The sequence below is a fragment of the Haloactinopolyspora sp. genome (assembly GCF_027324685.1).
GTDB lineage: Bacteria > Actinomycetota > Actinomycetes > Jiangellales > Jiangellaceae > Haloactinopolyspora.
This window is the reverse complement of the sequence record NZ_DAHVSH010000188.1, coordinates 1-21,471: the sequence shown is the minus strand read 5'-3', so window position 1 is coordinate 21,471 and position 21,471 is coordinate 1. Positions and strand designations below refer to the sequence as shown.

The following is a 21,471-nucleotide window of genomic DNA, read 5'->3' as shown; positions in this document are numbered from 1 at the left end:
CGGAGAGGTGTCGCCGACGTCAGGTTTCGCCGTCGTCGCCAGCCTTCATCTTCTCCCAGATCTCCTTGCACCGCGGGCAGACCTGGTACTTCTCGGGGTCGCGGCTGGGCACCCAGACCTTGCCGCACAACGCGATGACCGGCGTGCCGTTGATCATGGCCTCGGTCAGCTTGTCCTTGGGGACGTAGTGCGAGAACCGTTCCTCATCGCCGTCGCCGCTGCTCGGTTGGGTGCGGCGATCCTCGATGGTCTCGGTGCCGGGACTGAGCTGAGTACTCACACGACCCAGTGTACGAACCGGCGGACGTCCGCGCGTCTCCTGGCGGGTTGTCCACCCGTCGCGGGCTGCTTCGAGGGGTGGAGAACTCGCCAGGAGCGGCCGGGCGCTCAGGGCCGCAGGTCGTCCTGTGCCGCCGCATCAGCGTCGCTCAGGATCGGCGCGCCGGTTCGGCCGAGCTGGCCGTGCCGCTTCGCCGTCGGCGAGATCGACGAAGCCGAGTTGGCCGATCGGTTGGGCACGTCACGTCGTCGCTGACCGGTTCTGCCAGTGGTCCCGCGTGCCCCGGATGCCGCCAGACACCGCGGTCGTGATGATCGTCGTGTTAAAAGGTGCCGAGGTTGACAGGTCGTGATGATCGTCGTGGTGAAAGGTGCTGGAATCAGCGGCCGTGATGATCGTCGTGCCAGAAACTGCCGGTATAGCCCGCGTTTCCTTGCACGACGATCTTCACGACCGGCACCACTAGGCGTTCGTGCCCGGTTCGCCCCAATCGGCTCTGCCAACCGGCACCGCCAACCGGCTTCGCTGACCGGCTTCGCCAATCGGCTCCGCCAACCGGCGTCGCCAGTAGCCCGCGTGCGCCGGATGCCGCCAGACGCCCAGGTCGTGATGATCGTCGTGGTGAAGGGTGCTGGAGTCAGCGGTCGTGATGATCGTCGTGCCAGAGACTGCCGGTATAGCCCGCGTTTCGTTGCACGGCGATTTTCACGACCGGCACCACTAGGCGTTCGTGCCCGGTTCGCCCCTATCGGCTCTGCCGACCGGCTTCGCCCCAAATCGGCTTCGCTGACCGGCACCGCCAACCGGCCTCGCCAGCAGCCCACGCGCCGCGCAGCCGCCAGCAGTGGCAGGGCACGGAGAGCTGAGGAGCGTCGGTAGGCTTTGCTCGTGACATCCGGTCCTGCCAGCTCCGCCCCGACGAGGTTGATGGGACCGCAGTATCGGCGGCTGTCCGTCGCCATCGTGGCCACCGTCGTGTTCATCGCGTTCGAGGGCATGGCCGTCGCCACCGCCATGCCCACCGCGGTGCCCGACCTCGACGGCCTGCCGCTGTACGCGTTCGCCTTCTCCGGTTTCTTCACCACCAGCCTGTTCGCGATGGTCGTGTCGGGGGAGGTGTGCGACCGGCGTGGTCCGCTGCTGCCGATCCTCATTGGCGTCGCCGCCTTCACCGCCGGGCTCGTGATCGCCGGGGCAGCGCAATCGATGTGGCCGTTCCTGGCCGGGCGGGCGATCCAGGGCCTGGGCGCCGGCTTGATCATCGTGGCGCTGTACGTGGTCGTCGGCCGGACGTTCCCGGAAGACATGCGCCCGCGGATCTTCGCGGCGATCGCGGCGGCTTGGGTGGTTCCGTCCATCGTCGGGCCGCTGGTCGCGGGGTTGTTGACCGACCACGCATCGTGGCGCTGGGTGTTCCTCGGCATCGCCCCGCTGGTCCTGATCCCGGTCGCCCTGGCACTGCCGACGGTACGCACGGTGGACGGCCCGCCGCCGGGCGGCTCCCGGATTCGAGCGGGACGGAAGCGTTTCGCGCTGGCCACGGCGGTCGGCGTCGGCATGCTGCAGTACGCGGGATCGCGCACCGACATCGTCTCGGTGGTGCTGTGCGTGCTGGCGGTCGCGCTGGTGGCGCCGACGCTGCCGCGGGTGCTTCCGCCCGGCACGCTACTGCTGCGGCGCGGGCTGCCGACCGTCGTAGCGATGCGCGGCATCCTGGCCGGTGCGTTCTTCGGTACCGAGGCGTTCCTGCCGCTGTTGCTCGTCTCGGAGCGGGGCCTGTCGTCGACGCTGGCCGGGCTGTCGCTGACCGGCGGAGCGCTCGGGTGGGCGGCCGGATCGTGGTATCAGGGCCGATCGTCGACGGTGACGCCGCGGTACCTACTCATCCGCATCGGCGCCGCGCTGGTCGCGATGGCCATCAGCTCGGTGACTCTGGTCCTGGTGCCCGGCGTGCCGGTGGTTGTGACGATGCTGGGCTGGGTGGTCGGTGCCTTCGGCATGGGCATGTCCATCGCCAGCATCAGTGTGGTGCTCTTCGAACTGTCGCCGGTCGAGGATCACGGGGCGAACTCAGCGGCCTTGCAGGTCAGCGATGCGCTGTTTGCCGCGGTGTTCGTCGGGCTGGCCGGCACCATCTTCGGCACGGGGCACGGCGCGGCGCCCGGTGAGGTGTCGGTGCCCGGGTGGATCTATCTCGTGATCATCGCGGCGATGACGGCGCTGGCGCTGTTCGGGTCGTGGGCCGCGGGGCGAGTCCGCGTGCCGGTCACCCGGTGAATCCCTGTTGATCAGCGAGCAGTGCGAGTCGTGTCGCGAGCTTGTCGGGGTACGCCGTTAAGCTCACAGGTGTTGCCCGGGTCGCGTTCGGCGTTCCGGGCACCTGCTTGTGGCGCATCGGTTGCCACCTGCAGGGAACGTCGTCGACCTGCACGGGAGCTGTGTGAGCACTTCGGCCGCTGAGCATCTGCCACCCGCCTATCCGGGCCGCGCCCCGTGGGGAACCGCGGGGCGGTTGCGTGCCTGGCAGAAGGAGGCATTGGACGACTACATGGCGCGCGACCCGCGCGACTACCTGGCCGTCGCCACGCCTGGTGCCGGTAAGACGACGTTCGCGCTGCGCATCGCCGCACAGCTCCTGGAGCGCAAGATCGTCCATCAGCTGACCATCGTCGCACCTACCGAGCATCTCAAGCGGCAATGGGCCGACGCCGCGGCCAAGGTCGGCATCAACGTCGACCCGTCATTCACCGGGCGCACCGGCCGGGCGAGTCGCGACTACACCGGCGTGGCGGTCACCTACGCCGGGGTCGCGGCACATCCCATGCTCCACCGCGCGCGCTGTGAGAACCGCCGCACGCTGGTCATTCTCGACGAGGTCCATCACGCCGGCGACTCGCTGTCGTGGGGCGAGGCCGTGCGTGAGGCGTTCGAGCCCGCGGCGCGCCGCCTCGCGCTCACCGGCACGCCGTTTCGCTCCGACATCAATCCCATCCCGTTCGTCACCTACGCCGAAGGTGACGACGGCATTCCCCGCAGCGTCGCCGACCACTCGTACGGCTACGCCGCCGCGCTGCGCGACGGCGTCGTCCGCCCGGTGCTGTTCCTGGCCTACTCCGGTGAGATGAGCTGGCGGACTCGCGCCGGCGACGAGGTCACCGCCCGACTGGGCTCGCCGCTGCCCAAGGACGTCACCGCCCAGGCCTGGCGGACGGCTCTCGATCCCGACGGTGACTGGATCCCGTCGGTGCTGCGGGCTGCCGACACCCGGCTCACCGAAGTACGCCGGCACGTCTCCGACGCCGGCGGCTTGGTCATCGCCACCGACCAGGAGGCGGCGCGAGCCTACGCCAAACTGCTGGCCCGCATCAGTGGCGAGCGGCCGACCGTGGTGGTCTCCGACGAGCCGCGGGCGTCGAAGAAGATCGCGGAGTTCGCTGAGAACGATGCGCGCTGGATGGTCGCGGTGCGGATGGTCTCCGAAGGTGTGGACGTGCCGAGGTTGGCCGTGGGGGTGTACGCCACGGCCACACAGACGCCGCTGTTCTTCGCGCAGGCCGTCGGTAGGTTCGTCCGGGTCCGCAGGCGGGGCGAGACGGCATCGATCTTCCTACCGACCATCCCGTCGCTGTTGTCCTACGCCGCCGAGATGGAGGTCTCGCGCGACCACGTCCTGGGCAAACCCAAGGTCGACGAGGACGACGTGCTCGCCGCTGACGAAGCGTTGATGGCCGCGGCTCAGCGCGAGGAACCGACCGCCGACGAGCAGGTCCCGTTCGAAGCCCTCGGCTCGGATGCCTCCTTCGACCGGGTGCTCTACGACGGTGGCGAGTTCGGTACCGAGGCCCAGGCCGGCTCCGAGGCGGAGGCGGACTACCTCGGCATTCCCGGCCTGCTCGAGCCCGACCAGGTCGCGGCGCTGTTGCGCCGCCGCCAGGCCGAGCAGCAAGCCCAGCGGGCCAGGTCCGCTACGGCGTCGGACCAGGCTCCGACGTCCGAACCGAGCGAGCCTGCGGCCTACGAACAGCTGGGCGTGTTGCGTCGTGAGCTCAACGGCCTGGTGGCCGCGTGGCATCACCGCACCGGCAAGCCGCACGGCGTGATTCACACCGAGTTGCGCAAGAAGTGCGGCGGGCCGCCGGCCGCGTTGGCCACGGCCGCGGAGATCCAGGAGCGCATCGACACCATCCGAGCCTGGGCCGTGGCCCGCCGCTGACCGCCCTCGCGCGGCCGCTCTCAGTCGAGCGAGCTGATGCGTACGGCGTCGGCCTCGACCGACCCTGACGTCGACGTCCACCGACTGACCGCCACGACCGGCCCGGAACCCTGCGCCAGGGTATGGGTGCCGAGACCGACCCACCGTCCGCCGCCGCTGCGCTGGTCGACATAGACCGTCTGGTTGCCGCCGGTGGTCTTGACGATGTACGGGGTGCGTGAGTTGTTGCCCGGATCCTGGGGATACCAGGCCTCGACGCGGTAGCTCGCGGTTTCCGGGATGTCGGCACTGAACCACGCGGGATCGCTCTCGAGGACCGGCTGGGCGTGGTGGTGATTGCTGCCGTACTCGCCGGGTGCGTTGGCCGCCGTCCAGTTGGAGCTGGCGGAGAAGGCGTCACTGTCGTTGTCGATCACGACGCGAAAGGACGGGTCCTCCCCATCACCACCCCGGACGTAGTCCATGTAGAGCGCCCAGTCCCAGTTGGGGCCCGGGTCGGTGTGGGTGGCGCCAGGAGCTTCACTGTGGGCGATGATGTGGTCGCGGTCGATCGGGATGCCGTATTTGTCGCACACGTGGCGGGTCAGTGCCGCCGATGAGCGGTACATGGCCTCGGTGTACCAGGAGGCGTCGTCGACCCAGCCCTCGTGCTCGAGGCCGATGGAACGGTTGTTGGTGTTGCCGACGTGCCACGCGACGTCGGCCTCGCGCACCATCTGGGTGACCTCGCCGTCGGAGGATCTGAGGACGTAGTGCGCCGACACGTTGGAACTCGGGTTCTTGAACCACGAAATGGTGCCGGCATAAGAGCCTTGAGTGGTATGGATGACGACCCGGTCGATGGCGTAATCGGACGGTCGATTGGCGTTGCGGTAATTGCTGGAATGCGCTGCCGACCACAATGCGGGCGGGTAGTCGTCACTCATCGCCTCGAACTGCTGGCGCAGGGTCGGCACATCGGCGAACGCGCCGAGTTCGGGCTTGACGTCGCGGCCGGGGACCACGAACGACACACCACCGGTACGCATCGCGATCCCGCGCTGCAAGGCGTCGTACACCGCGTCGGCTTCCAGGCGCGCGACGGAGGGATTGGCGAAGTCGGAGTAGTGGGCTACCGGCTCGTACCACGCATCGATGCGGGCGCGATCGCTCTTCGACAGGTTCGCGCTGTCGGCATGGGCTTTGAGTAGGGCCGCCGCGCCATCGATGTTCGCATCGAGGCTGGTACGCAGCTCGCGCTCGGTGTGCCCGGTGAGTTCGGCGGCGCGCCCGAGCGTGTTGGTGGTGGGGTTGCTGACGAGGTGCATGACGCCGTAACCGCCGGCCGCGCTCGGCTCGCCGTCATGGTCGTTGATGCGGGTCACGGTGTGTGCGAGGGCCACGAGCAGATCGCGGGGCACGCCGTGACGCCGAGCCGCAGCAGTGAACGCGGCGTCGAGTCGATGGCCGAGGCCCGATGGCGAGCCGGCTGCCTGTGCGGTGGCACTGATCACAGGTGTCACGACGAGTGCGGCTCCTGCGGCGATGACTGTTCGGCGGGTGGGGTTGGTCGTCACGTTTACATCCCATCTGTCGCCCGGATACCAAGGTTGAATGGCACGTCACCGCAGAACCTACCGCTGGTTTGTCGGCTTGTCACCGGATTCAAAGAGAATGTCCGGTTAATGCGGTCAACGGCCGGGAATTGTGTGGCTGAGGTGACGATAGCCGGAGCCGGTGCGCGCCGGGTCTGCTCGCCCACGATGTATCGATACGCGAAGTTTCTGCTCGAGTGAACTTCGCCGGAAGTTCACTGCACGAGCGGCTGGATCCGGGAAGATCCCGGCACTCATGGTGACCGCAGCGGCTTGTTCACAACGAGCAGTCGCGAACGAGCGGAGGGCAACCATGACGACAACGATCGACCGGCCGACCGGCTCAGGCTCGCCGGAACGCCGAATCGCCGACGAGTCCGCCGAGTTGGCGCGGCACTGGGCCTCCGACCCGCGGTGGTCCGGCGTCAGCCGTTCCTACAGCGCCGAAGACGTCGTGCGCCTGCGCGGATCGGTGCGCGAAGAGCACACGCTGGCCCGCCGGGGCGCCGAACGGTTGTGGGAACTGCTGCACACCGAGGACTACGTCGCCGCGCTCGGCGCGGTCACCGGAAACCAGGCCGTCCAGATGGTGCGGGCGGGGTTGAAGGCCATCTACCTGTCCGGTTGGCAGGTCGCCGCCGACGGCAACACCGCGGGGCAGACCTACCCGGACCAGAGCCTCTATCCGGTCAACTCCGTGCCCACCATGGTGCGGCGGATCAACAACGCGCTGCTGCGGGCCGACGAGATCACTTTTGCCGAGGGCGACGGGACGGGCATCGACTGGCTGGCGCCCATCGTCGCCGACGCCGAGGCCGGCTTCGGCGGGCCGCTCAATGCGTTCGAACTGGCCAAGGCGATGATCGCGGCCGGTGCGGCCGGCGTGCACTTCGAGGACCAATTGGCCTCGGAGAAGAAGTGCGGGCACCTCGGCGGAAAAGTGCTCGTGCCGACCTCGCACCACGTCCGGACGCTCAACGCCGCACGCCTGGCCGCTGACGTCGCGGGTGTGCCGACCATCGTCGTCGCCCGCACCGACGCCTTGGCCGCCACGCTGATCACCAGTGACATCGACCCGATCGACCAGCCGTTCCTCACCGGCGAACGAACAGCCGACGGGTTCCACCGGGTCACCAACGGCGTGGGGCCGGTCATCGCGCGAGCACTGGCCTACGCGCCGTATGCCGACCTGCTGTGGGTGGAGACCGGCACACCGGACCTCGACCTGGCACGTCAGGTCGCCGAAACCGTGCACGAGCGGTACCCCGACACCATGCTCGCCTACAACTGCTCACCGTCGTTCAACTGGAAGTCACACCTCGACGACGACGTGATCGCCCGGTTCCAGCGCGAGCTCGCCGCCATGGGCTACCGGTTCCAGTTCATCACCCTGGCCGGGTTCCACCAGCTCAACCACGGCATGTTCGAACTGGCCCGCGGCTACGCGGCAACCGGCATGAGCGCCTACGTCGACCTGCAGCAACGCGAGTTCGCCGCGGAGGCATACGGCTACACCGCGACTCGGCACCAACGTGAAGTGGGCACCGGTTACTTCGACCTCGTGGCCACGGCCTTGAACCCGGACGGCGACACCCTGGCGCTGCGCGGGTCGACCGAGGAGCAGCAGTTCGGGTGAGCGGGCTCGGGCTTCACAGCTTGCGCATCGTCCACGCGTCCTGAGCTGCTCGGGTGACGGCGTCGAGGTCCTGGCCCGTGGCGGCCAGGACCGCGGCGGCGACCGCTCCTTCGGTGAACGGAGCGTCGGCCAGCTGGACCCGGGGCGCGTCGTCCTCGTCTTCAAGCTCGCCGAGCAGGGTCTTCGCGGTCAGAACCGAACTGCCCATGTCCATCAGGACGCAGACGCCGTCGCCGCTGTCGGCGGTGGCGATGGCAGCGCGGATCAGCTCGATGCTGGTGCCGAACTCGCCGTCGTCGGTGCCGCCGGCCGGGGCGATGGTGACGCCGGAACCGGCGAGCGAGCCGGCCATCTCCGCCGTGGCGCCGGCCAGCGCAGGACTGTGTGAGACCAGCACGATACCGACGCTCACGCGGTCACCTCGGCCAGCGCACGCAGGATGATCGCGGTCGAGGCCGCACCCGGGTCTTCGTGCCCGATGCTGCGTTCGCCGAGGTAACTCGCCCGGCCCTTGCGCGCCTGCAACGGGACGGTGGCCGCCACCCCGGCCTCGGCGGCCTCGGCGGCAGCGCGGGCGGCCTGGGCCAGACCGTCGGGCGCGGCCTCCCGGAATGCGGCCACGGCGGGCGCGAGGGCGTCGATCATGGTCTTGTCGCCCTCGGCCGCGCCGCCGAGTTCCTGGATGCCGGTCTGCATCGCGTGCAGCGCCTCGCCGAGTTGGGCGGCGTCGGCATCGGTTTCGTCACCCAGCGCCTTGCCTGCCTTGCGCAGGCCGCTGCCGTACAACGGCCCGGACGCGCCGCCGGTCTTGGCGACGAGTCCTCGCCCGGCCGCCACGAGGACGCCACCGGGGGTGTCCGGCGCCTTGTCGGTCAGCGACGAGACCGCCGCGGCGAGCCCCCGAGCGAGGTTGGCCCCGTGGTCGCCGTCGCCGATCGCGGCATCCAGCGCGGTGAGCCGCGCCTCCGCGGCGCGGACTTCGTCGGCGCATCGAATGATCCAGGCCGTGGCCGTTGCGGTGTCGAAGGCCATGTCAGCGGCCCCAGCGCAGCGCAGGCGTCTGGACCGGCGCGTCCCAGAGCCGGACCAGCTCGTCGGTCAACGAGGTCACGGTGACCGAGAAGCCTGCCTGGTCGAGACTGGTGATGTAGTTGCCGACGAGATTGCGCACGATCCGGGCGCCATGGCCCTCGATCCAGGCCGCGGCCTCAGCGAAGGCGCCGTAGAGCTCGATCAGCGGGGTGCCGCCTTGTCCGTTGAGCAGAACCAGGACGTCGCCGCTGACCGGCATGTCGGCGTGAATCGCCTCGAGGGCGTAGGCGACGAGGTCGCGCACGGGCGCCATCTGGCCGCGTTCGCGGCCTGGCTCGCCATGAATACCGACGCCGAGTTCGACCTCGTTCTCGCCCAGTTCGAAGCCCGGCTTGCCGGCTGCGGGCACCGTGCCGGCGTGCAGCGCGATACCGAAGGAGCGGGAGCGTTCGTTGACCTCGGTGGCCACGCGGGCCACGGTGGCGAGATCGGCACCCTCTTCGGCTGCTGCCCCGGCGATCTTCTCCGCCACCACCGTCGCTCCGGTGCCGCGACGGCCCGCGGTGAAGGTGGAGTCCTCGACAGCTGCGTCGTCGTTGAGTACGACGGACGAGACCTCGATGTCGTCGTCCTCGGCCAGCTCGGCGGCCATCCGGAAGTTCAGCACGTCGCCGGTGTAGTTCTTCACGATGTGCACGACGCCGGCGCCGCCGTTGGCCGCCTTCGTCGCGGCGAGGATCTGATCGGGGACAGGGGAGGTGTACACCTCCCCCGGCGCGGCGGCATCGAGCATGCCGTAGCCGACGTATCCGCCGTGCAGCGGCTCGTGGCCGGACCCGCCGCCGGAGACGAGCCCGACCTTGCCCTGGCGCGGCCCGTCCGCGCGCGCGATGACCCGGTTCTCGACGTCGACGTTGAGCGACGGATGCGCCGCGGCCATGCCGCGCAGCGCGTCGGTGATCACGGAATCGGGGGAGTTGATCAGCTTCTTCATCGATGGCTCCAACCTTCCCGAAGGCGGATGAGACTTCGCCGAGAGACCGTGCCCCCGGTTTGATTGCCACAGTACGCGGCTCGACCGCTGTGCGGCAGAGCAAAACGGCACTGACCACGGTCATGAGTCATTCGGTGACCCGGACTGCGTCGGCGTGGAGCGGCACCGGCTGTGTGCCGCGGCACTTAAGGTTGTGCCGTGGCGGAGATCTCGCAGACTCTGGATCGTGGGCTTCGCTTGCTCGAGGTGCTGGCGGACGCCGCCGGTGGACTGACGGTGGCTGAGGCCTCCGCCATGCTCGGCGTCAATCGCACCATCGTCTACCGGCTGTTGGCCACGCTCGAGCTGCACGGGCTGGTACGCCGGTCGGCTGCTGGGCGATTCTCCGTGGGCTTCGGCGTGTTGTCCCTGGCCGGCAGCGTCTACCCGATCCTTCGCCATGTCGCCCAGCCGGTGTTGCGCTCGCTGGCGGAGTCGGTGGGCGCCACGGCTCACCTGACCATCGCCGACGGCGCCGAAGCGCTCGCCGTCGCCGTCGTCGAGCCCACCCGGACCAACTACCACGTCGCGTACCGAGTCGGCTCGCGACATCCGCTCGGGCGCGGGGCGGCGGGTCGCGCGATCATGGCGGGCCGAGACGGTGATCCGCGCTACACCGCGTCCAGCGGCGAGCTGGAGCCGGGAGCGCAAGGGGTCGCCGCGCCGTTGGTGGGCGCGGGGGTGGAGGCCAGCATCGGTGTCGTCGCGCTGGGTGAGCTCGACGCCTCGGTCGTCGGGCCGCAGGTGGTCAGTGCCGCCGAGGAGTTGACCCTGCGGCTGTCCTGAGCTGACGCGTCAGCCGACGGTGACCTCGACTTCGTTGGACACGACGGAATCGTCGTCGGTGCGTACCACCCGGAACGAGTTGACGCCTTCGCGGCCGGTGATGACCCAGGTCCGGAAACTGCCGCCGGCGTCGGTGGTGAGCGGGGTGCTGAGGTCGAATTCGCTCCATTCGCCGCCGTCGACGCTGCGTTCGAGTCGCAGCTGGACCCCCTCTTCGGCGGGCTCGATGGCACCGGTGAGGTCGAACCGCTCGTTCGCCGCCACCGATTCCTTCGCCGCGGTCAAGTTCAACCCGCTGTCGGTCGGCGATGGCGACGGCGAGTCGGCGGTCGGGTCGCCGGTGGGGGCGTTGGTGTCGTCGGTCGCGGCGGGTGTTTCGTCGGAGGCTGCTTCAGCGCCGGATCCGCCGGACTGGGTGCCCACGTACGCACCACCGACGAAGCCGACGATCGCGGCGGTGATGAGGCTGGCGGCGAGTGCACCGCCCGAGGCTCGACTGGACATCACCCTCATTCAACCCCGGGCACCGGGGGGTCGTGCAAATCGATGGCCTGCGACGCAGCCCTGTGACCAGCTGTGATGTCCGGTGTGAAGGCCAGGACCTCAGCCGATGGTGACCTCGATTGGATCGGACACGACGGACTCGTCGTCGCTGCGCACTACCCGCAGGGCGTTGACGCCTTCGCGCTGCGAGCACGCGAATCCGCCGAACTCGCCGTTCTCGTTCGTCGTCCAGGGTCCGATGCTGGGGAACTGCTCCCAGTCGCCGCCCTCGACGCTGCGTTGCAACTGCACCTTCACCTTCGCGACGGGCGGGTTCAGCGCGCCGTGCACGTTCACGCAGTCGCCGGGCGTGACCTCGGCCTGCGCGGGGTCGTCCAGGGCCAGTGTCAGCCCGGCGTCGCTGGAGGCGTCGTCCGTCGGCTCCGTGCCACCCGCGTCGCCGCCGTCGCCGTCGGCCTGGTCGTCGTCCGGGGCAGCCGAGCCGTTTTCGCCGGCCGAGTCGTTCGAGCCGGACGAGGCGTTACCGGTCTGGGTGCCGATGTAAGCACCGCCGGCGAAGCCGATGATGGCGGCGGTGATGAGGCATGCGGCAAGCGCGCCGCCGGAGGCTCGACTGGACATCGACACATATTCAACCTTGACACATCGCCGACGGCGGCCATCCGCTCACTTCGATGTCGTTTCGTGACCTGCAGTGATGCTTCAGGTGCCGGATCATCGGCCGGATCGCGGCAGGCCCGGATGTGCCGCGCCGGCAGCCTGGGTACGGTTCTGTCGACACGGCAGGCAGGAAGGACCACGATGGACAACGCATCGGAGCAGATGGCCGACGTCCTCGTCGTCGGGGCGGGCCCGACTGGCCTGCTGCTGGCCGGCGACCTCGCCGCGGCCGGGGTGTCGTGCACGGTTCTCGAGCGGCGCCACGGTGAGTCGAACCTGACGCGCGCGTTCGCCGTGCACGCCCGGACGCTGGAGCTACTCGATGCCCGGTCGGTGGCCGACCGCCTGGTGGCCTCCGGCCAGCGCGTCTCGTCGGTGAACCTGTTCGGCAACATCGACGTGGACCTGTCGCAACTGCCGACCAGGTTCCCGTTCGTGCTGGTGACGCCGCAGTACACCACCGAGTCCGTGTTGAAGCAGCGCGCTGTCGAGGCCGGAGCGTCCATCATCGAAGGTGCCGAAGTCACCGATGTGCGCTCCGGCGCGGACGGCGTCGACGTCGACTACCGGGGCCCGGATGGCCAGACGGCGACAGCCCGCGCGAGCTACGTGGTGGGTGCGGACGGCGTGCACAGCACCGTGCGTCAGTCGCTCGGCCTGCCCTTCGACGGCGAGCCGGCCGTCGAGTCGGTGATGCTGGCCGACGTCCGGCTCAGCGATCCACCCAGCGACGTGCTCACCGTCGGTTCCGGCGAGGACGGCTTCGCGTTGGTCGTGCCGTTTGGCGACGGGTGGTATCGGGTCATCGCGTGGGACCGGCACCGGCAGCGTCCGTCCGACGATCCGGTCGAGCTCAGCGAAGTGCGCGATGTGACCAGTCGAGTGCTCGGAACCGACCACGGCATGCACGACGCGCGCTGGCTGTCCCGATTCCACAGTGACGAGCGCATGGTTCCGCAGTACCGAGTCGGGCGGGTCTTCCTCGCCGGCGACGCCGCACACGTCCACTCGCCGGCCGGGGGGCAAGGCATGAACATCGGCCTGCAGGATGCCGCCAACTTGAGCTGGAAGCTCGTGGCGGCGCTGCGCGGCTGGGCCCCGCCCGGCCTGCTGGACACGTATCACGATGAGCGCCACCCGGTCGGGCAGAGCGTCGTGCAGGGCAGCGGCACCCTGCTGCGGATGGTACTGCTGGATTCGGCGCCGCTGCGGACGGTACGCAACGTGGCTGGTGCCGCTGCGGTGCGGATCGGGCCAATCGTGCGCAAGGCCGGCGAGTTCGTCTCGGGACTGGCCATCGCCTACCCCAGCCCGCGGGGCGAGCACTCGTTGGTGGGCACCCGGGTTCCCGACGTGACGCTGATCGGCGAGCACGGACCCGAACGGCTCTACGAGCGGCTGCGCAGTGGGATGTTCGTATTGCTCACGGGGCAGGACCATCACGGCCTCATCAAGCCCTGGGCCGACCGCGTCGACGTCGTGACCACGGTGGACCGCTCCCAGGGGCTGACCTTGGTCCGGCCCGACGGCTACGTCGCCTGGGCCACGGACACCAAGGCGTCGATCCGTCGCGACGCCGAGCTTCGCTCGGCGCTGATCGCGTGGTGCGGCGAGCCCGCCTGAGCGCCGCTGACCGGCGTGGCTGGGCGGCAGGTCGTGGCTGGGCGGCAGGAGTTCTTGCGCCTTTGTGACCTGCGCAAACGTCCGCCCCTGCGGTGCGGCCGCTCGACACCACCATGCGTCTCTCAACATCAACAGGCTTGTAGCCCTGTTCCTGCTGCAATTCGGCTCGTGGTGTACACGATCGACTCATGATCGTCCGGGCCGGTAGAGCAGCCAGGGCCGAAGATCTTTCGGCCTGGACCTGTGTCGTGTGATCACCTGCGGTCTTCGCTGAGGGGCATCCTGCTCAACCGACTTCGATGGCCTGCCGTTCGCCGATCCGGACGTGCACGGTCGAGGTCAAATGGCCCGACGTCCAACTCCCCAGAGGCCCCGGTCGACGCTGACCACTCCGCGAATGAGTTGTTTGCGCGAGGTGACCTGCGCAACCGTCCGCAACAGTGGTCGTGGCCACTAGACGTCCGACGACGTCGACCGGGCCACTGCGGCGTCGACGAGTGGAAGGACCCGCGGGCCGATGACGGTCGTGAGCGCGATGAGCGTGCTCATGCGCACGATGTCGGCGTCACCGACCAGTTCGTCGATCACCCGCTGCAGGTCGTCGTTGTCGCGGGCGACGATGCGGCACAGCAGGTCGCCCTGCCCGGTGATCGTGTGCACTTCGAGCACCTCGGGAATCCGGCTCAGGTGTGCGGCGACGGACTCGCGTGCGCCTTGGCGGATGTCGAGTGAGGCGAACGCGGTGACGCGGTATCCCAGCGCGGCCGGGTCGACCGTGGGCGAGGTGCTGCGGATCACCCCGCTCGAGCGCAGCTTGTCCAGGCGAGCCTGCACCGTCCCGCGCGCGACGCCGAGCCGGCGGGACGCCTCGAGGACGCCGATCCGGGGATCGTCGGTGAACAGCCGGATGATCCGGGCGTCGAGATCGTCGATCATCGCCGTCGTGCTCCTTCGTGGCAGCGGCATTGGCTGGACATGTTGACTAGTGGCAACCCGCCTGAGCTGTCCAGACAGTACAGCATGTTCAGCTGATCCATGCACACTTGCCCAATCCAGGGTGGGCGGGCAGAGTCCGTGACATCAAGCGTCGGTTCGTCCCTGGAGGCCGCTCATGACCACCACAGATTCCGCTCGCACTCTCACCCCCGAAGAACGCGACGCCGAGCTCGACCTCGAGCAGCTCAAGCAACTCGTGGGGCTGGTGGAGTACGACGAGAGCAAGGATCCCTTCCCGGTCGTCGCCATGGACGCCGTCGTGTTCATCGTGGGCAACGCCACGCAGGCGGCGCACTTCTACCAGTCCGCGTTCGGCATGGACCTCGTGGCCTACTCCGGCCCGGAGACCGGCGTTCGTGACCACAAGGCGTACGTCCTGCGCAGTGGCTCGGCGAGGTTCGTGCTCAAGGGCGGTGTGGCGCCGGACAGCGACCTGCTCGACCACCACCGCCGCCACGGTGACGGCGTCATCGACCTGGCACTGGAGGTGCGCGACGTCGACGCCTGCATCGAGCACGCGCGGGCCCAGGGCGCCACGATCCTCGAGGAGCCGCATGATCAGTCCGACGAGCACGGCACTGTGCGCTCGGCGGCCATCGCGACCTATGGCGAAACTCGCCACACCCTGATCGACCGGTCGCGTTACTCCGGGCCGTACCTGCCCGGCTACGTCCCCAAGACCTCCACGTTCGTCAAGCGCGAGGGTGCGCCGAAGCGGCTGTTCCAGGCTGTGGACCACTGCGTCGGCAACGTCGAACTGGGCAAGATGGACTACTGGGTCGACTGGTACCGCAAGGTCATGGGGTTCATGAACATGGCCGAGTTCGTCGGCGACGACATCGCCACCGAGTACTCCGCGCTGATGTCCAAGGTGGTGGCGAATGGCAACCACCGGGTGAAGTTCCCGCTGAACGAGCCGGCCGTCGGCAAGAAGAAGTCGCAGATCGACGAGTACCTGGAGTTCTACGGCGAGGCCGGGTGTCAGCACATCGCCCTGGCCACCAACGACATCCTGCGAACGGTGGACGCGATGCGCGCCGAGGGCGTGGAGTTCCTCGCCACCCCGGACGCCTACTACGACGACCCTGAGCTGCGCGAACGCATCGGTACGGTGCGGGTGCCGGTCGAGGAGCTGAAGAAGCGCGGCATCCTCGTCGACCGCGACGAGGACGGCTACTTGCTGCAGATCTTCACCAAGCCGATCGGGGACCGCCCCACCGTGTTCTACGAGCTCATCGAGCGGCACGGGTCCCTGGGCTTCGGCAAGGGCAACTTCAAGGCGCTGTTCGAGTCGATCGAGCGCGAACAGGAACGGCGCGGCAACCTGTAGGCGAGGCGTACGCGAGCGGAACCACCGGAGCATCGGCACTTTCGGTAAAAAGTGGACACCGAAAGTGCCGATGATCATGTGGCGTGCCCTAGGGTGCGGTACATCCGAGAACCGGTACATCCGAGAACCGGACGGGGGCGCCGATATGTCTGCGAAGTTCGCCTGGGTCACCGCTGCGGCCACAGCCATGATCGTCAGCGCCGGAGTCGCCGCCTCGGCAGCCCCGGGCGATCCCGGGTCGCCGCGATTCGGTCCGGGTGCGCCCGGCGCCGGCGACCCGTACTTCCCGCTGGCCGGCAACGGCGGCTACGACGTCACCCACTACGACCTCGAGATCGACTACCAGCCGCCCGGGCCGGCGCCGGCGCCGCTCGAAGGGACGATGCAGGCCACGGCCACGCTGTCGATCACGCCGACGCAGAACCTCGACCAGTTCAACCTCGACCTGCGTGACCTCGACGTCGAGTCTGTCGTCGTCCGGGGGCGCCCGGCGCGCTTCACCCACGACGACGGCGAGCTGGTGGTCACGCCACGGCCGAAGATGCACGCCGGGCGTCCGGTTCGCGTCGAGGTCACCTACGGCGGCACCACCGGGCGGCCCACCGACATCGAGGGCGCCCTGTACGGCTGGGTCACCACCCGCGACGGGGCGATGGTGGTCAACGAACCCGACGGCGCGTCCACGTGGTACCCGGTCAGCGACCACCCGACGGACAAGGCGACCTACGACTTCGACATCACCGTACCCGAGGGCCTGGTCGCGGTGGCCAATGGCGACCTGGTGGACTCGCGGACGAGCAACGGCCGGACCACATGGTCGTGGTCGTCGCGCGACCCGATGGCCAGCTATCTGTCGACGGCCTCGGTCGGCAACTACGAGCTGCGCACGTCGAAGACGCCGGACGGGCTGCCGCTGATCGACGCCATCGACCGCGATCTGGCGCCCGACGCCAGCGCCGGGCTGGCCCAGACCGCGGAGATGATCGCGTTCTTCGAGGGCGAGTTCGGGCCGTACCCGTTCGACTCGTTCGGGGCGATCGTCGACGACGACAGCGTCGGCTACGCGCTGGAGACTCAGACGCGCCCGATCTACTCGCGGCGGGCTAGCGAGGGCACGGTGGCCCACGAGCTCGCGCACCAGTGGATGGGCAATTCCGTCAGCCCGCAGCGGTGGCGTCACATCTGGCTGAACGAGGGATGGGCGACGTACGCGAGCTGGATCTGGGCCGAGCACGACGGCGGCACCACGGCGCGCGAGCAGTTCGAGGACGTCATGGCGATCCCGGCCGATGACGAGTTCTGGCAGACGATCGTCGCCGACCCGGGTGCGACCGGGCTGTTCGCCGGCGCCGTCTACGATCGCGGCGCCGCGACCCTGTACGCGCTGCGCCAAGAGATCGGTGACGCGGCGTTCGGCGAGCTGTCCCGCGCGTGGTCGCAGCGCTTCGCCGACTCGACCGCGACCACGGATGACTTCCAGGAGCTGGCCGAGGAGATCTCCGGGCGCGATCTGGCCGCGTTCTTCGACGCGTGGGTCCGCACCCCCGCCAAACCCACCCCCTGATGGTGAATGATCATGTTCACTTGGCAATTCCCTGCCGCACCACCCATACACGCCTGGTGATGCGACACAACGCCTGGTGGTGTCCAAGCGCCGAGCCCTGAGCGTGGCCGTCCCGGCGCGCGAGCGCTACTCGACCAGCTCCGTGGCCCACGCGGTCACACTGAGCTCGCCGGCACTGCCGAGGTCGGCGTCGAGCGGGAAGGTCTGCTGCGGCTCCCCGGGCATCGTCGTCACGACGACGTAGGCGCCTCGGTCGATGGCATCGGGGTCGGTGACCGTCGCCGACCACGAGATGACTGACAGCACCTGTTCTCCAGGCGCTATGGACACCGGGGCCGGACCCGGGTCGATCGCCATGTACGACGAGTCGTGCTCGGTACGAACGCCGAGGTCCTGCCCGTCGGCGTCGAGGATGCGCACCTCGGGATACCCGTCGACGGTCACGGCCTGCTCACCGTCGTTGGTGAGGGTGACGACCGAGGCGCGGTGACCGAGCGCCGCCTCAACCGGTCCGACCTGCACAGTCAGTCCGAACGGCGACGTGACCGGCTCGGGTGGGGTGAAGTTGGGCTCCAGTGTGGGCGCCAGTGTGGGCGGCGGGGGAGTGGCGGGAGCGCTCGTCTCGTCGGCCGGGCCGACAGCGACGGCGCTGGGCTGCGCCGAGTCGTCGCTCGCGCAACCCCCGACGGCCCCGAGCGTGACGAGCGCGATGCCGGCCAGGCCGAGAAGCCGCAGCCGGGACGAGCCATGAACCGGGGCCTTCGCTGTTCCCTTCGACCGCGCTCTCACCGGCCGTTCCCCCGAAGTACTCACCAGGTGGATGCTAGCCAACCCTGGTCCAGGCCCGGCGGCTGGGAGGTTGACACGGCATCGACGCTGACCGCTATCATCGGCCTATGCCGATGAATCGACTGGGTGCGGACCGCTCTGCCGTACTCTTGTTCCACAGCCTCGCCGACCCTGCGCGCCTGGCTGTGCTGCGGCTACTCGCCGACGGCGAGCGGAAGGTGGTCGATCTGACCGCCGAGCTGGGACTGGCTCAGTCGACCGTGTCCGGCCACCTCGCGTGCCTGCGCTCGGCCGGGCTCGTCGAGGCGCATCCGCACGGCCGCTCCACGTACTACGCGCTGGCCAGGCCCGAGGTGTGGCAGCTCTTGGTGGCGGCAGAACACCTGCTCGACGCCGCAGGCTCGACGGTCGAGCTGTGCCCGGAACACCACCGGCCGGCGGGCATGACCTGCGGTTCGTCGATCCATGGCTGTCTAGCGCACGCCGAGCGGGTGCGTGAGCCGCACGAGCATCCGGGCGTCCGGCCCGGCGTGACAGCCGTGCCGGCCCATCCAGGACGGCGTTGACGAGCGTGGGTCACACACACGGGCTCCACGGCGGTATGGCGGTCACCGCCGCGCAGGGCTACCGCCGCCGCATGGTCGCCGTTCTGGTGATCATTGCGGTCATCCTCGCCGTCGAAGTCGTCGGCGCCGTCGTGTCGGGTTCGCTGGCGCTGTTCGCCGACGCCGGGCACATGCTCGCCGACGGTTTCGGCGTCGCCCTGGCGCTGGTGGCCACGGTCATCGCCGCTCGCCCGGCCACGGATCGCACGACGTTCGGGCTGCAGCGAGCCGAGATCCTGGCCGCGCTCGTCAATGCCGTGATCGTCGCCGTCATCGGTGGTTTCGCGATCATCGGCGGCGTGCGACGGCTGTTCGACCCGGTTCCTGTCGACAGCGATTTCATGCTGCTCGCCGCCGTCGTCGGTTTGTTGGGCAACGTCGTCGCGCTGTTCCTGCTGCGCAGCGGGCGGAACGTGAGCCTCAACGTCCGTGGCGCCTACCTCGAGGTACTCGGCGACACGCTGGGCTCGGTCGCGGTCGTGGGTGCAGCGATCGTGATCATGAAAACGGGCTTTCTGCGTGCTGACGCTCTTGCGTCGATCCTGATCGGGTTCATGATCGTGCCGCGGGCGTGGATGCTGCTGCGCGACGTCGTCAACGTGCTGCTCGAAGCGACGCCGCGCGGCGTCGATCTCGAAGACGTCCGTCGCCATCTGCTCGAGGCGCCCGGTGTGGTCGACGTGCACGACTTGCATGCCTGGACCATCACCAGCGGTGTTCCGGTCCTGTCGGCGCACATCGTCGTCGCCGCGGACGTCGCTGCCGACTGCGGGCAGGGCTCCGTCCTCGACGGCCTGCATGAATGTATTGCCGGCCATTTCGACATCGAGCACAGCACGTTCCAGCTCGAGCCTGAGGGGCACGTCGAGCACGAGCACGCCTCGCACGCCTGACGTCGTCGCCGCAGGGACGTCGAGGCGAATCGGCCGAGTTCGCTGCCGGTCAGCCGGCGCCGGTTCTACAGTGTGTCGGCGACCAAGAACCGACCGGCCGAACGAGGCGGACCATGACCAGTACGACGTCACCTCGACCGTTCAACGCGGGCCTGACTCGCGCAGACAACGACCCGCACCGGTCCGAAGTCGGGCCGATCGAGCTGTTCTTCGACCTCGTCTACGTGTTCGCGATCATCCAGATCTCGCACACTCTGCTCGCTGATCCGACCTGGTCGGGCGCGGCCGAGGTGGCGGTGCTCTTCCTGGCCGTGTGGTGGGCCTGGAACTACACCGCGTGGGCGATGAACTGGCTCGATCCGCGCAACGGCTGGGTGCGCCTGTTGAACGCGGTGCTGATGCTGGCGGGCCTGGGTATGGCGTTGGGCCTGCCACATGCCTTCGACGACGACGCCCTGCTGTTCGCGGGGTGTTACGTCACCGCTCAGCTCATCCGGGCGATGTTCATGGTGTACGCGGGCAAGGGCACCTGGATGCGGCGCAACTATCTGCATCTGCTCATCTGGAGCGCCGCCGGCGGGGCGATCTGGCTCGCCGGGGCCGTGGCGCCGTCCGACGTCCGGCTGTGGATCTGGATCGTCGCGGTCGCCGTGGACTACCTGGCGCCTCGTGTGGACTTCCGGGTGCCCGGCCTGGGGTCGACGCCGATGGGCTCGTGGCCCGTCGACGCCGAGCACCTGGCCGAGCGGAACCGGCTGGTGTTCATCATCGCCTTGGGCGAATCGATCCTCGTGATGGGTTTCGCGCTGTCCGGCATGGAGACGGTGCCGGCCAGCGCCGTAGTGGTGACGGTGCTGGGTTTCGCCGGGCTCGTCGTGCAGTGGTGGAACTATTTCGCGATCGCCGGCCCGGACGCCGACCACACCGGCGAACGCGGCGAAACACGCATCCTGCGCTCAGCGTTCGCTTATGCGCACGCGATCATGGTGGCGGGCGCGATCGTGGTCGCCGTGTCGATCGAACTGCGCATCACGCACGACCACCTCGACTCGCTGATGATCCTCACCACCGTCGGCGGCCCGTTGATCTACCTCGTCGGCAACGTCCTCTACCTGCGTTCGCGCACCGGGAACGTGGCCAAGTCGCGCTACCTGGCCGCCGTCCTGTTGGTGCTCGTCGCGCTGGGCGCTTATGCCGGCCGCGACGTGTTCGCGCCCCTCGTGCTCGGCGTGTCGACCGTGCTCATCATGGTGGGCCTGGCCATCTACACCCAGCGGATGAGCGGGCGCACCGCGTCAGTGCCGTGACGGTGCCGGCACGATGGTGCCGGTGACCGCGCCGAGCTTGAGCCGGGTGCCGTTCGGTCCCGGCGCCTCGGCGCGGATGGTCACGGTGTCGCCGTCCTCGAGGAACGCGCGGGTACTGCCGTCGTCGAGGGTCACCGGCTCGGTGCCGTTCCACGTCAGCTCGATGAACGAGCCGCGCTGATCGACGCCCGGCCCGCTGACCGTGCCCGAGGCGTACAGGTCGCCGGTGCGCACCGACGCCCCGTTCGCCGTGAGGTGGGCCAGTTGCTGCGCCGGGGTCCAATACATGTCGGCGAACGCGGGCCGCGACACCACCGTGCCGTTCCACTCCACCTCCAGGCGCAGGTCCAGGCCCCACGGCTCGGCGTCGCGCAGATACGCAGCGGGTGCGGGGTCACGCGTCGGTGGGTCGATCCGGGCGTGTTCCAGCGCCGCGAGCGGCACCACCCAGGGCGACAGCGACGTGGCGAACGATTTGCCGAGAAACGGGCCGAGCGGCATCGCCTCGAACTTCTGGATGTCCCGCGCCGACCAGTCGTTGACCAGCACGAGGCCGAACACGTGGTCGGTGAACTCGGCGACGGAGACAGGGCTGCCCAGCTGCGATCCCGTGCCGACGACGAACCCGACCTCCGGCTCGATGTCC

At 69.1% G+C, this 21,471-nt stretch carries 20 protein-coding genes; 10 read left to right on the top strand and 10 right to left on the bottom strand.

The features are described 5' to 3' along the window. Positions 1 to 19: 19 nt before the first annotated feature. A complete protein-coding gene (locus tag M6444_RS20550; protein ID WP_298331698.1) occupies positions 20 to 280 on the bottom strand; it encodes a DUF3039 domain-containing protein in 261 nt (86 codons plus the stop codon). Positions 281 to 1,207: 927 nt separating this feature from the next. On the opposite strand from M6444_RS20550, the gene M6444_RS20545 reads away from it, so the two are divergent. Both M6444_RS20545 and M6444_RS20540 read left to right on the top strand, forming a co-directional pair. Then, positions 1,208 to 2,557: an MFS transporter gene (locus M6444_RS20545; RefSeq protein ID WP_298331695.1), complete on the top strand. Its 1,350-nt coding sequence runs from the start codon at positions 1,208 to 1,210 to the stop codon at positions 2,555 to 2,557. Positions 2,558 to 2,720: 163 nt separating this feature from the next. Continuing rightward, positions 2,721 to 4,493, top strand: coding sequence for a DEAD/DEAH box helicase (locus tag M6444_RS20540; protein ID WP_298331693.1), 1,773 nt, complete (start codon positions 2,721 to 2,723; stop codon positions 4,491 to 4,493). 20 nt (positions 4,494 to 4,513) lie between these two features. Here M6444_RS20540 and M6444_RS20535 read toward each other — a convergent pair whose 3' ends face one another. Then, positions 4,514 to 6,049, bottom strand: coding sequence for an N-acetylmuramoyl-L-alanine amidase (locus M6444_RS20535; protein WP_298331690.1), 1,536 nt, complete (start codon positions 6,047 to 6,049; stop codon positions 4,514 to 4,516). A gap of 331 nt (positions 6,050 to 6,380) precedes the next feature. On the opposite strand from M6444_RS20535, the gene aceA reads away from it, so the two are divergent. After that, positions 6,381 to 7,703: an isocitrate lyase gene (gene aceA, locus M6444_RS20530; protein ID WP_298331686.1), complete on the top strand. Its 1,323-nt coding sequence runs from the start codon at positions 6,381 to 6,383 to the stop codon at positions 7,701 to 7,703. Positions 7,704 to 7,716: 13 nt separating this feature from the next. Here aceA and M6444_RS20525 read toward each other — a convergent pair whose 3' ends face one another. The 3 genes from M6444_RS20525 to dhaK are packed head-to-tail and all read right to left on the bottom strand — an operon-like array spanning position 7,717 to position 9,729. Beyond that, the gene (locus M6444_RS20525) at positions 7,717 to 8,055 is read right to left on the bottom strand and encodes a PTS fructose transporter subunit IIA (RefSeq protein ID WP_363326448.1); all 339 of its coding nucleotides are present in this window, start codon (positions 8,053 to 8,055) and stop codon (positions 7,717 to 7,719) included. A gap of 56 nt (positions 8,056 to 8,111) precedes the next feature. Then, complete coding sequence (dhaL, locus tag M6444_RS20520; protein ID WP_298331681.1) at positions 8,112 to 8,735, bottom strand: dihydroxyacetone kinase subunit DhaL; 624 nt, start codon at positions 8,733 to 8,735, stop codon at positions 8,112 to 8,114. 1 nt (position 8,736) lies between these two features. Then, a complete protein-coding gene (dhaK, locus tag M6444_RS20515; RefSeq protein WP_298331679.1) occupies positions 8,737 to 9,729 on the bottom strand; it encodes a dihydroxyacetone kinase subunit DhaK in 993 nt (330 codons plus the stop codon). 198 nt (positions 9,730 to 9,927) lie between these two features. Here dhaK and M6444_RS20510 point away from each other — a divergent pair, with 198 nt between their 5' ends. Continuing rightward, positions 9,928 to 10,554, top strand: coding sequence for a helix-turn-helix domain-containing protein (locus M6444_RS20510; RefSeq protein WP_298331677.1), 627 nt, complete (start codon positions 9,928 to 9,930; stop codon positions 10,552 to 10,554). Between the two features lie 9 nt (positions 10,555 to 10,563). Here M6444_RS20510 and M6444_RS20505 read toward each other — a convergent pair whose 3' ends face one another. Both M6444_RS20505 and M6444_RS20500 read right to left on the bottom strand, forming a co-directional pair. Continuing rightward, positions 10,564 to 11,058, bottom strand: a complete 495-nt coding sequence (locus tag M6444_RS20505; RefSeq protein WP_298331674.1) for a hypothetical protein — start codon at positions 11,056 to 11,058, stop codon at positions 10,564 to 10,566. Between the two features lie 99 nt (positions 11,059 to 11,157). Then, on the bottom strand, positions 11,158 to 11,679 hold the full coding sequence (locus M6444_RS20500) for a hypothetical protein (protein ID WP_298331670.1): 522 nt from the start codon (positions 11,677 to 11,679) through the stop codon (positions 11,158 to 11,160). A 180-nt stretch (positions 11,680 to 11,859) separates the two neighbouring features. Between M6444_RS20500 and M6444_RS20495 the strand changes: the two genes are divergently transcribed. Then, the gene (locus M6444_RS20495; RefSeq protein WP_298331666.1) at positions 11,860 to 13,341 is read left to right on the top strand and encodes an FAD-dependent monooxygenase; all 1,482 of its coding nucleotides are present in this window, start codon (positions 11,860 to 11,862) and stop codon (positions 13,339 to 13,341) included. A 453-nt stretch (positions 13,342 to 13,794) separates the two neighbouring features. Here the strand turns inward: M6444_RS20495 and M6444_RS20490 are convergent, their stop codons facing one another. Continuing rightward, positions 13,795 to 14,277, bottom strand: a complete 483-nt coding sequence (locus M6444_RS20490; protein WP_298331663.1) for an Lrp/AsnC family transcriptional regulator — start codon at positions 14,275 to 14,277, stop codon at positions 13,795 to 13,797. 175 nt (positions 14,278 to 14,452) lie between these two features. Between M6444_RS20490 and hppD the strand changes: the two genes are divergently transcribed. After that, positions 14,453 to 15,667 (top strand): 4-hydroxyphenylpyruvate dioxygenase, encoded by a 1,215-nt coding sequence (hppD, locus tag M6444_RS20485; RefSeq protein ID WP_298331660.1) that lies wholly within the window; start codon positions 14,453 to 14,455, stop codon positions 15,665 to 15,667. A gap of 145 nt (positions 15,668 to 15,812) precedes the next feature. Beyond that, positions 15,813 to 17,231: a M1 family metallopeptidase gene (locus tag M6444_RS20480; protein WP_298331658.1), complete on the top strand. Its 1,419-nt coding sequence runs from the start codon at positions 15,813 to 15,815 to the stop codon at positions 17,229 to 17,231. A gap of 126 nt (positions 17,232 to 17,357) precedes the next feature. On the opposite strand, the gene M6444_RS20475 is transcribed toward M6444_RS20480, so the two are convergent. Then, positions 17,358 to 18,044, bottom strand: coding sequence for a DUF4232 domain-containing protein (locus M6444_RS20475; RefSeq protein ID WP_298331656.1), 687 nt, complete (start codon positions 18,042 to 18,044; stop codon positions 17,358 to 17,360). An 83-nt stretch (positions 18,045 to 18,127) separates the two neighbouring features. Here M6444_RS20475 and M6444_RS20470 point away from each other — a divergent pair, with 83 nt between their 5' ends. From M6444_RS20470 to M6444_RS20460, 3 genes are all read left to right on the top strand, one after another. Further along, positions 18,128 to 18,586 (top strand): metalloregulator ArsR/SmtB family transcription factor, encoded by a 459-nt coding sequence (locus M6444_RS20470; RefSeq protein WP_298331654.1) that lies wholly within the window; start codon positions 18,128 to 18,130, stop codon positions 18,584 to 18,586. Positions 18,587 to 18,621: 35 nt separating this feature from the next. Further along, positions 18,622 to 19,518: a cation diffusion facilitator family transporter gene (locus M6444_RS20465; protein ID WP_298331652.1), complete on the top strand. Its 897-nt coding sequence runs from the start codon at positions 18,622 to 18,624 to the stop codon at positions 19,516 to 19,518. Between the two features lie 113 nt (positions 19,519 to 19,631). Next, entirely contained in the window at positions 19,632 to 20,825 is a 1,194-nt protein-coding gene (locus tag M6444_RS20460; RefSeq protein WP_298331649.1) for a low temperature requirement protein A, read from the top strand. Here M6444_RS20460 and M6444_RS20455 read toward each other — a convergent pair. After that, positions 20,814 to 21,471: fumarylacetoacetate hydrolase family protein (locus M6444_RS20455; RefSeq protein ID WP_298331648.1), on the bottom strand; the 658-nt coding region annotated here is incomplete at its 5' end. The two genes, M6444_RS20460 and M6444_RS20455, sit on opposite strands and share 12 nt — an antisense overlap.

Bases quoted from the DNA above. Each gene is read 5' to 3' on its own strand.
- M6444_RS20545 (WP_298331695.1), top strand. From the start codon at position 1,208: ATGGGACCGCAGTATCGGCGGCTGTCCGTCGCCATCGTGGCCACCGTC.
- aceA (WP_298331686.1), top strand. From the start codon at position 6,381: ATGACGACAACGATCGACCGGCCGACCGGCTCAGGCTCGCCGGAACGC.
- M6444_RS20525 (WP_363326448.1), bottom strand. From the start codon at position 8,055: ATGGCCGGCTCGCTCGCCGGTTCCGGCGTCACCATCGCCCCGGCCGGC.
- dhaL (WP_298331681.1), bottom strand. From the start codon at position 8,735: ATGGCCTTCGACACCGCAACGGCCACGGCCTGGATCATTCGATGCGCC.
- dhaK (WP_298331679.1), bottom strand. From the start codon at position 9,729: ATGAAGAAGCTGATCAACTCCCCCGATTCCGTGATCACCGACGCGCTG.
- M6444_RS20505 (WP_298331674.1), bottom strand. From the start codon at position 11,058: ATGTCCAGTCGAGCCTCGGGCGGTGCACTCGCCGCCAGCCTCATCACC.
- M6444_RS20500 (WP_298331670.1), bottom strand. From the start codon at position 11,679: ATGTCCAGTCGAGCCTCCGGCGGCGCGCTTGCCGCATGCCTCATCACC.
- M6444_RS20495 (WP_298331666.1), top strand. From the start codon at position 11,860: ATGGACAACGCATCGGAGCAGATGGCCGACGTCCTCGTCGTCGGGGCG.
- M6444_RS20490 (WP_298331663.1), bottom strand. From the start codon at position 14,277: ATGATCGACGATCTCGACGCCCGGATCATCCGGCTGTTCACCGACGAT.
- hppD (WP_298331660.1), top strand. From the start codon at position 14,453: ATGACCACCACAGATTCCGCTCGCACTCTCACCCCCGAAGAACGCGAC.
- M6444_RS20480 (WP_298331658.1), top strand. From the start codon at position 15,813: ATGTCTGCGAAGTTCGCCTGGGTCACCGCTGCGGCCACAGCCATGATC.
- M6444_RS20470 (WP_298331654.1), top strand. From the start codon at position 18,128: ATGCCGATGAATCGACTGGGTGCGGACCGCTCTGCCGTACTCTTGTTC.
- M6444_RS20465 (WP_298331652.1), top strand. From the start codon at position 18,622: ATGGCGGTCACCGCCGCGCAGGGCTACCGCCGCCGCATGGTCGCCGTT.
- M6444_RS20460 (WP_298331649.1), top strand. From the start codon at position 19,632: ATGACCAGTACGACGTCACCTCGACCGTTCAACGCGGGCCTGACTCGC.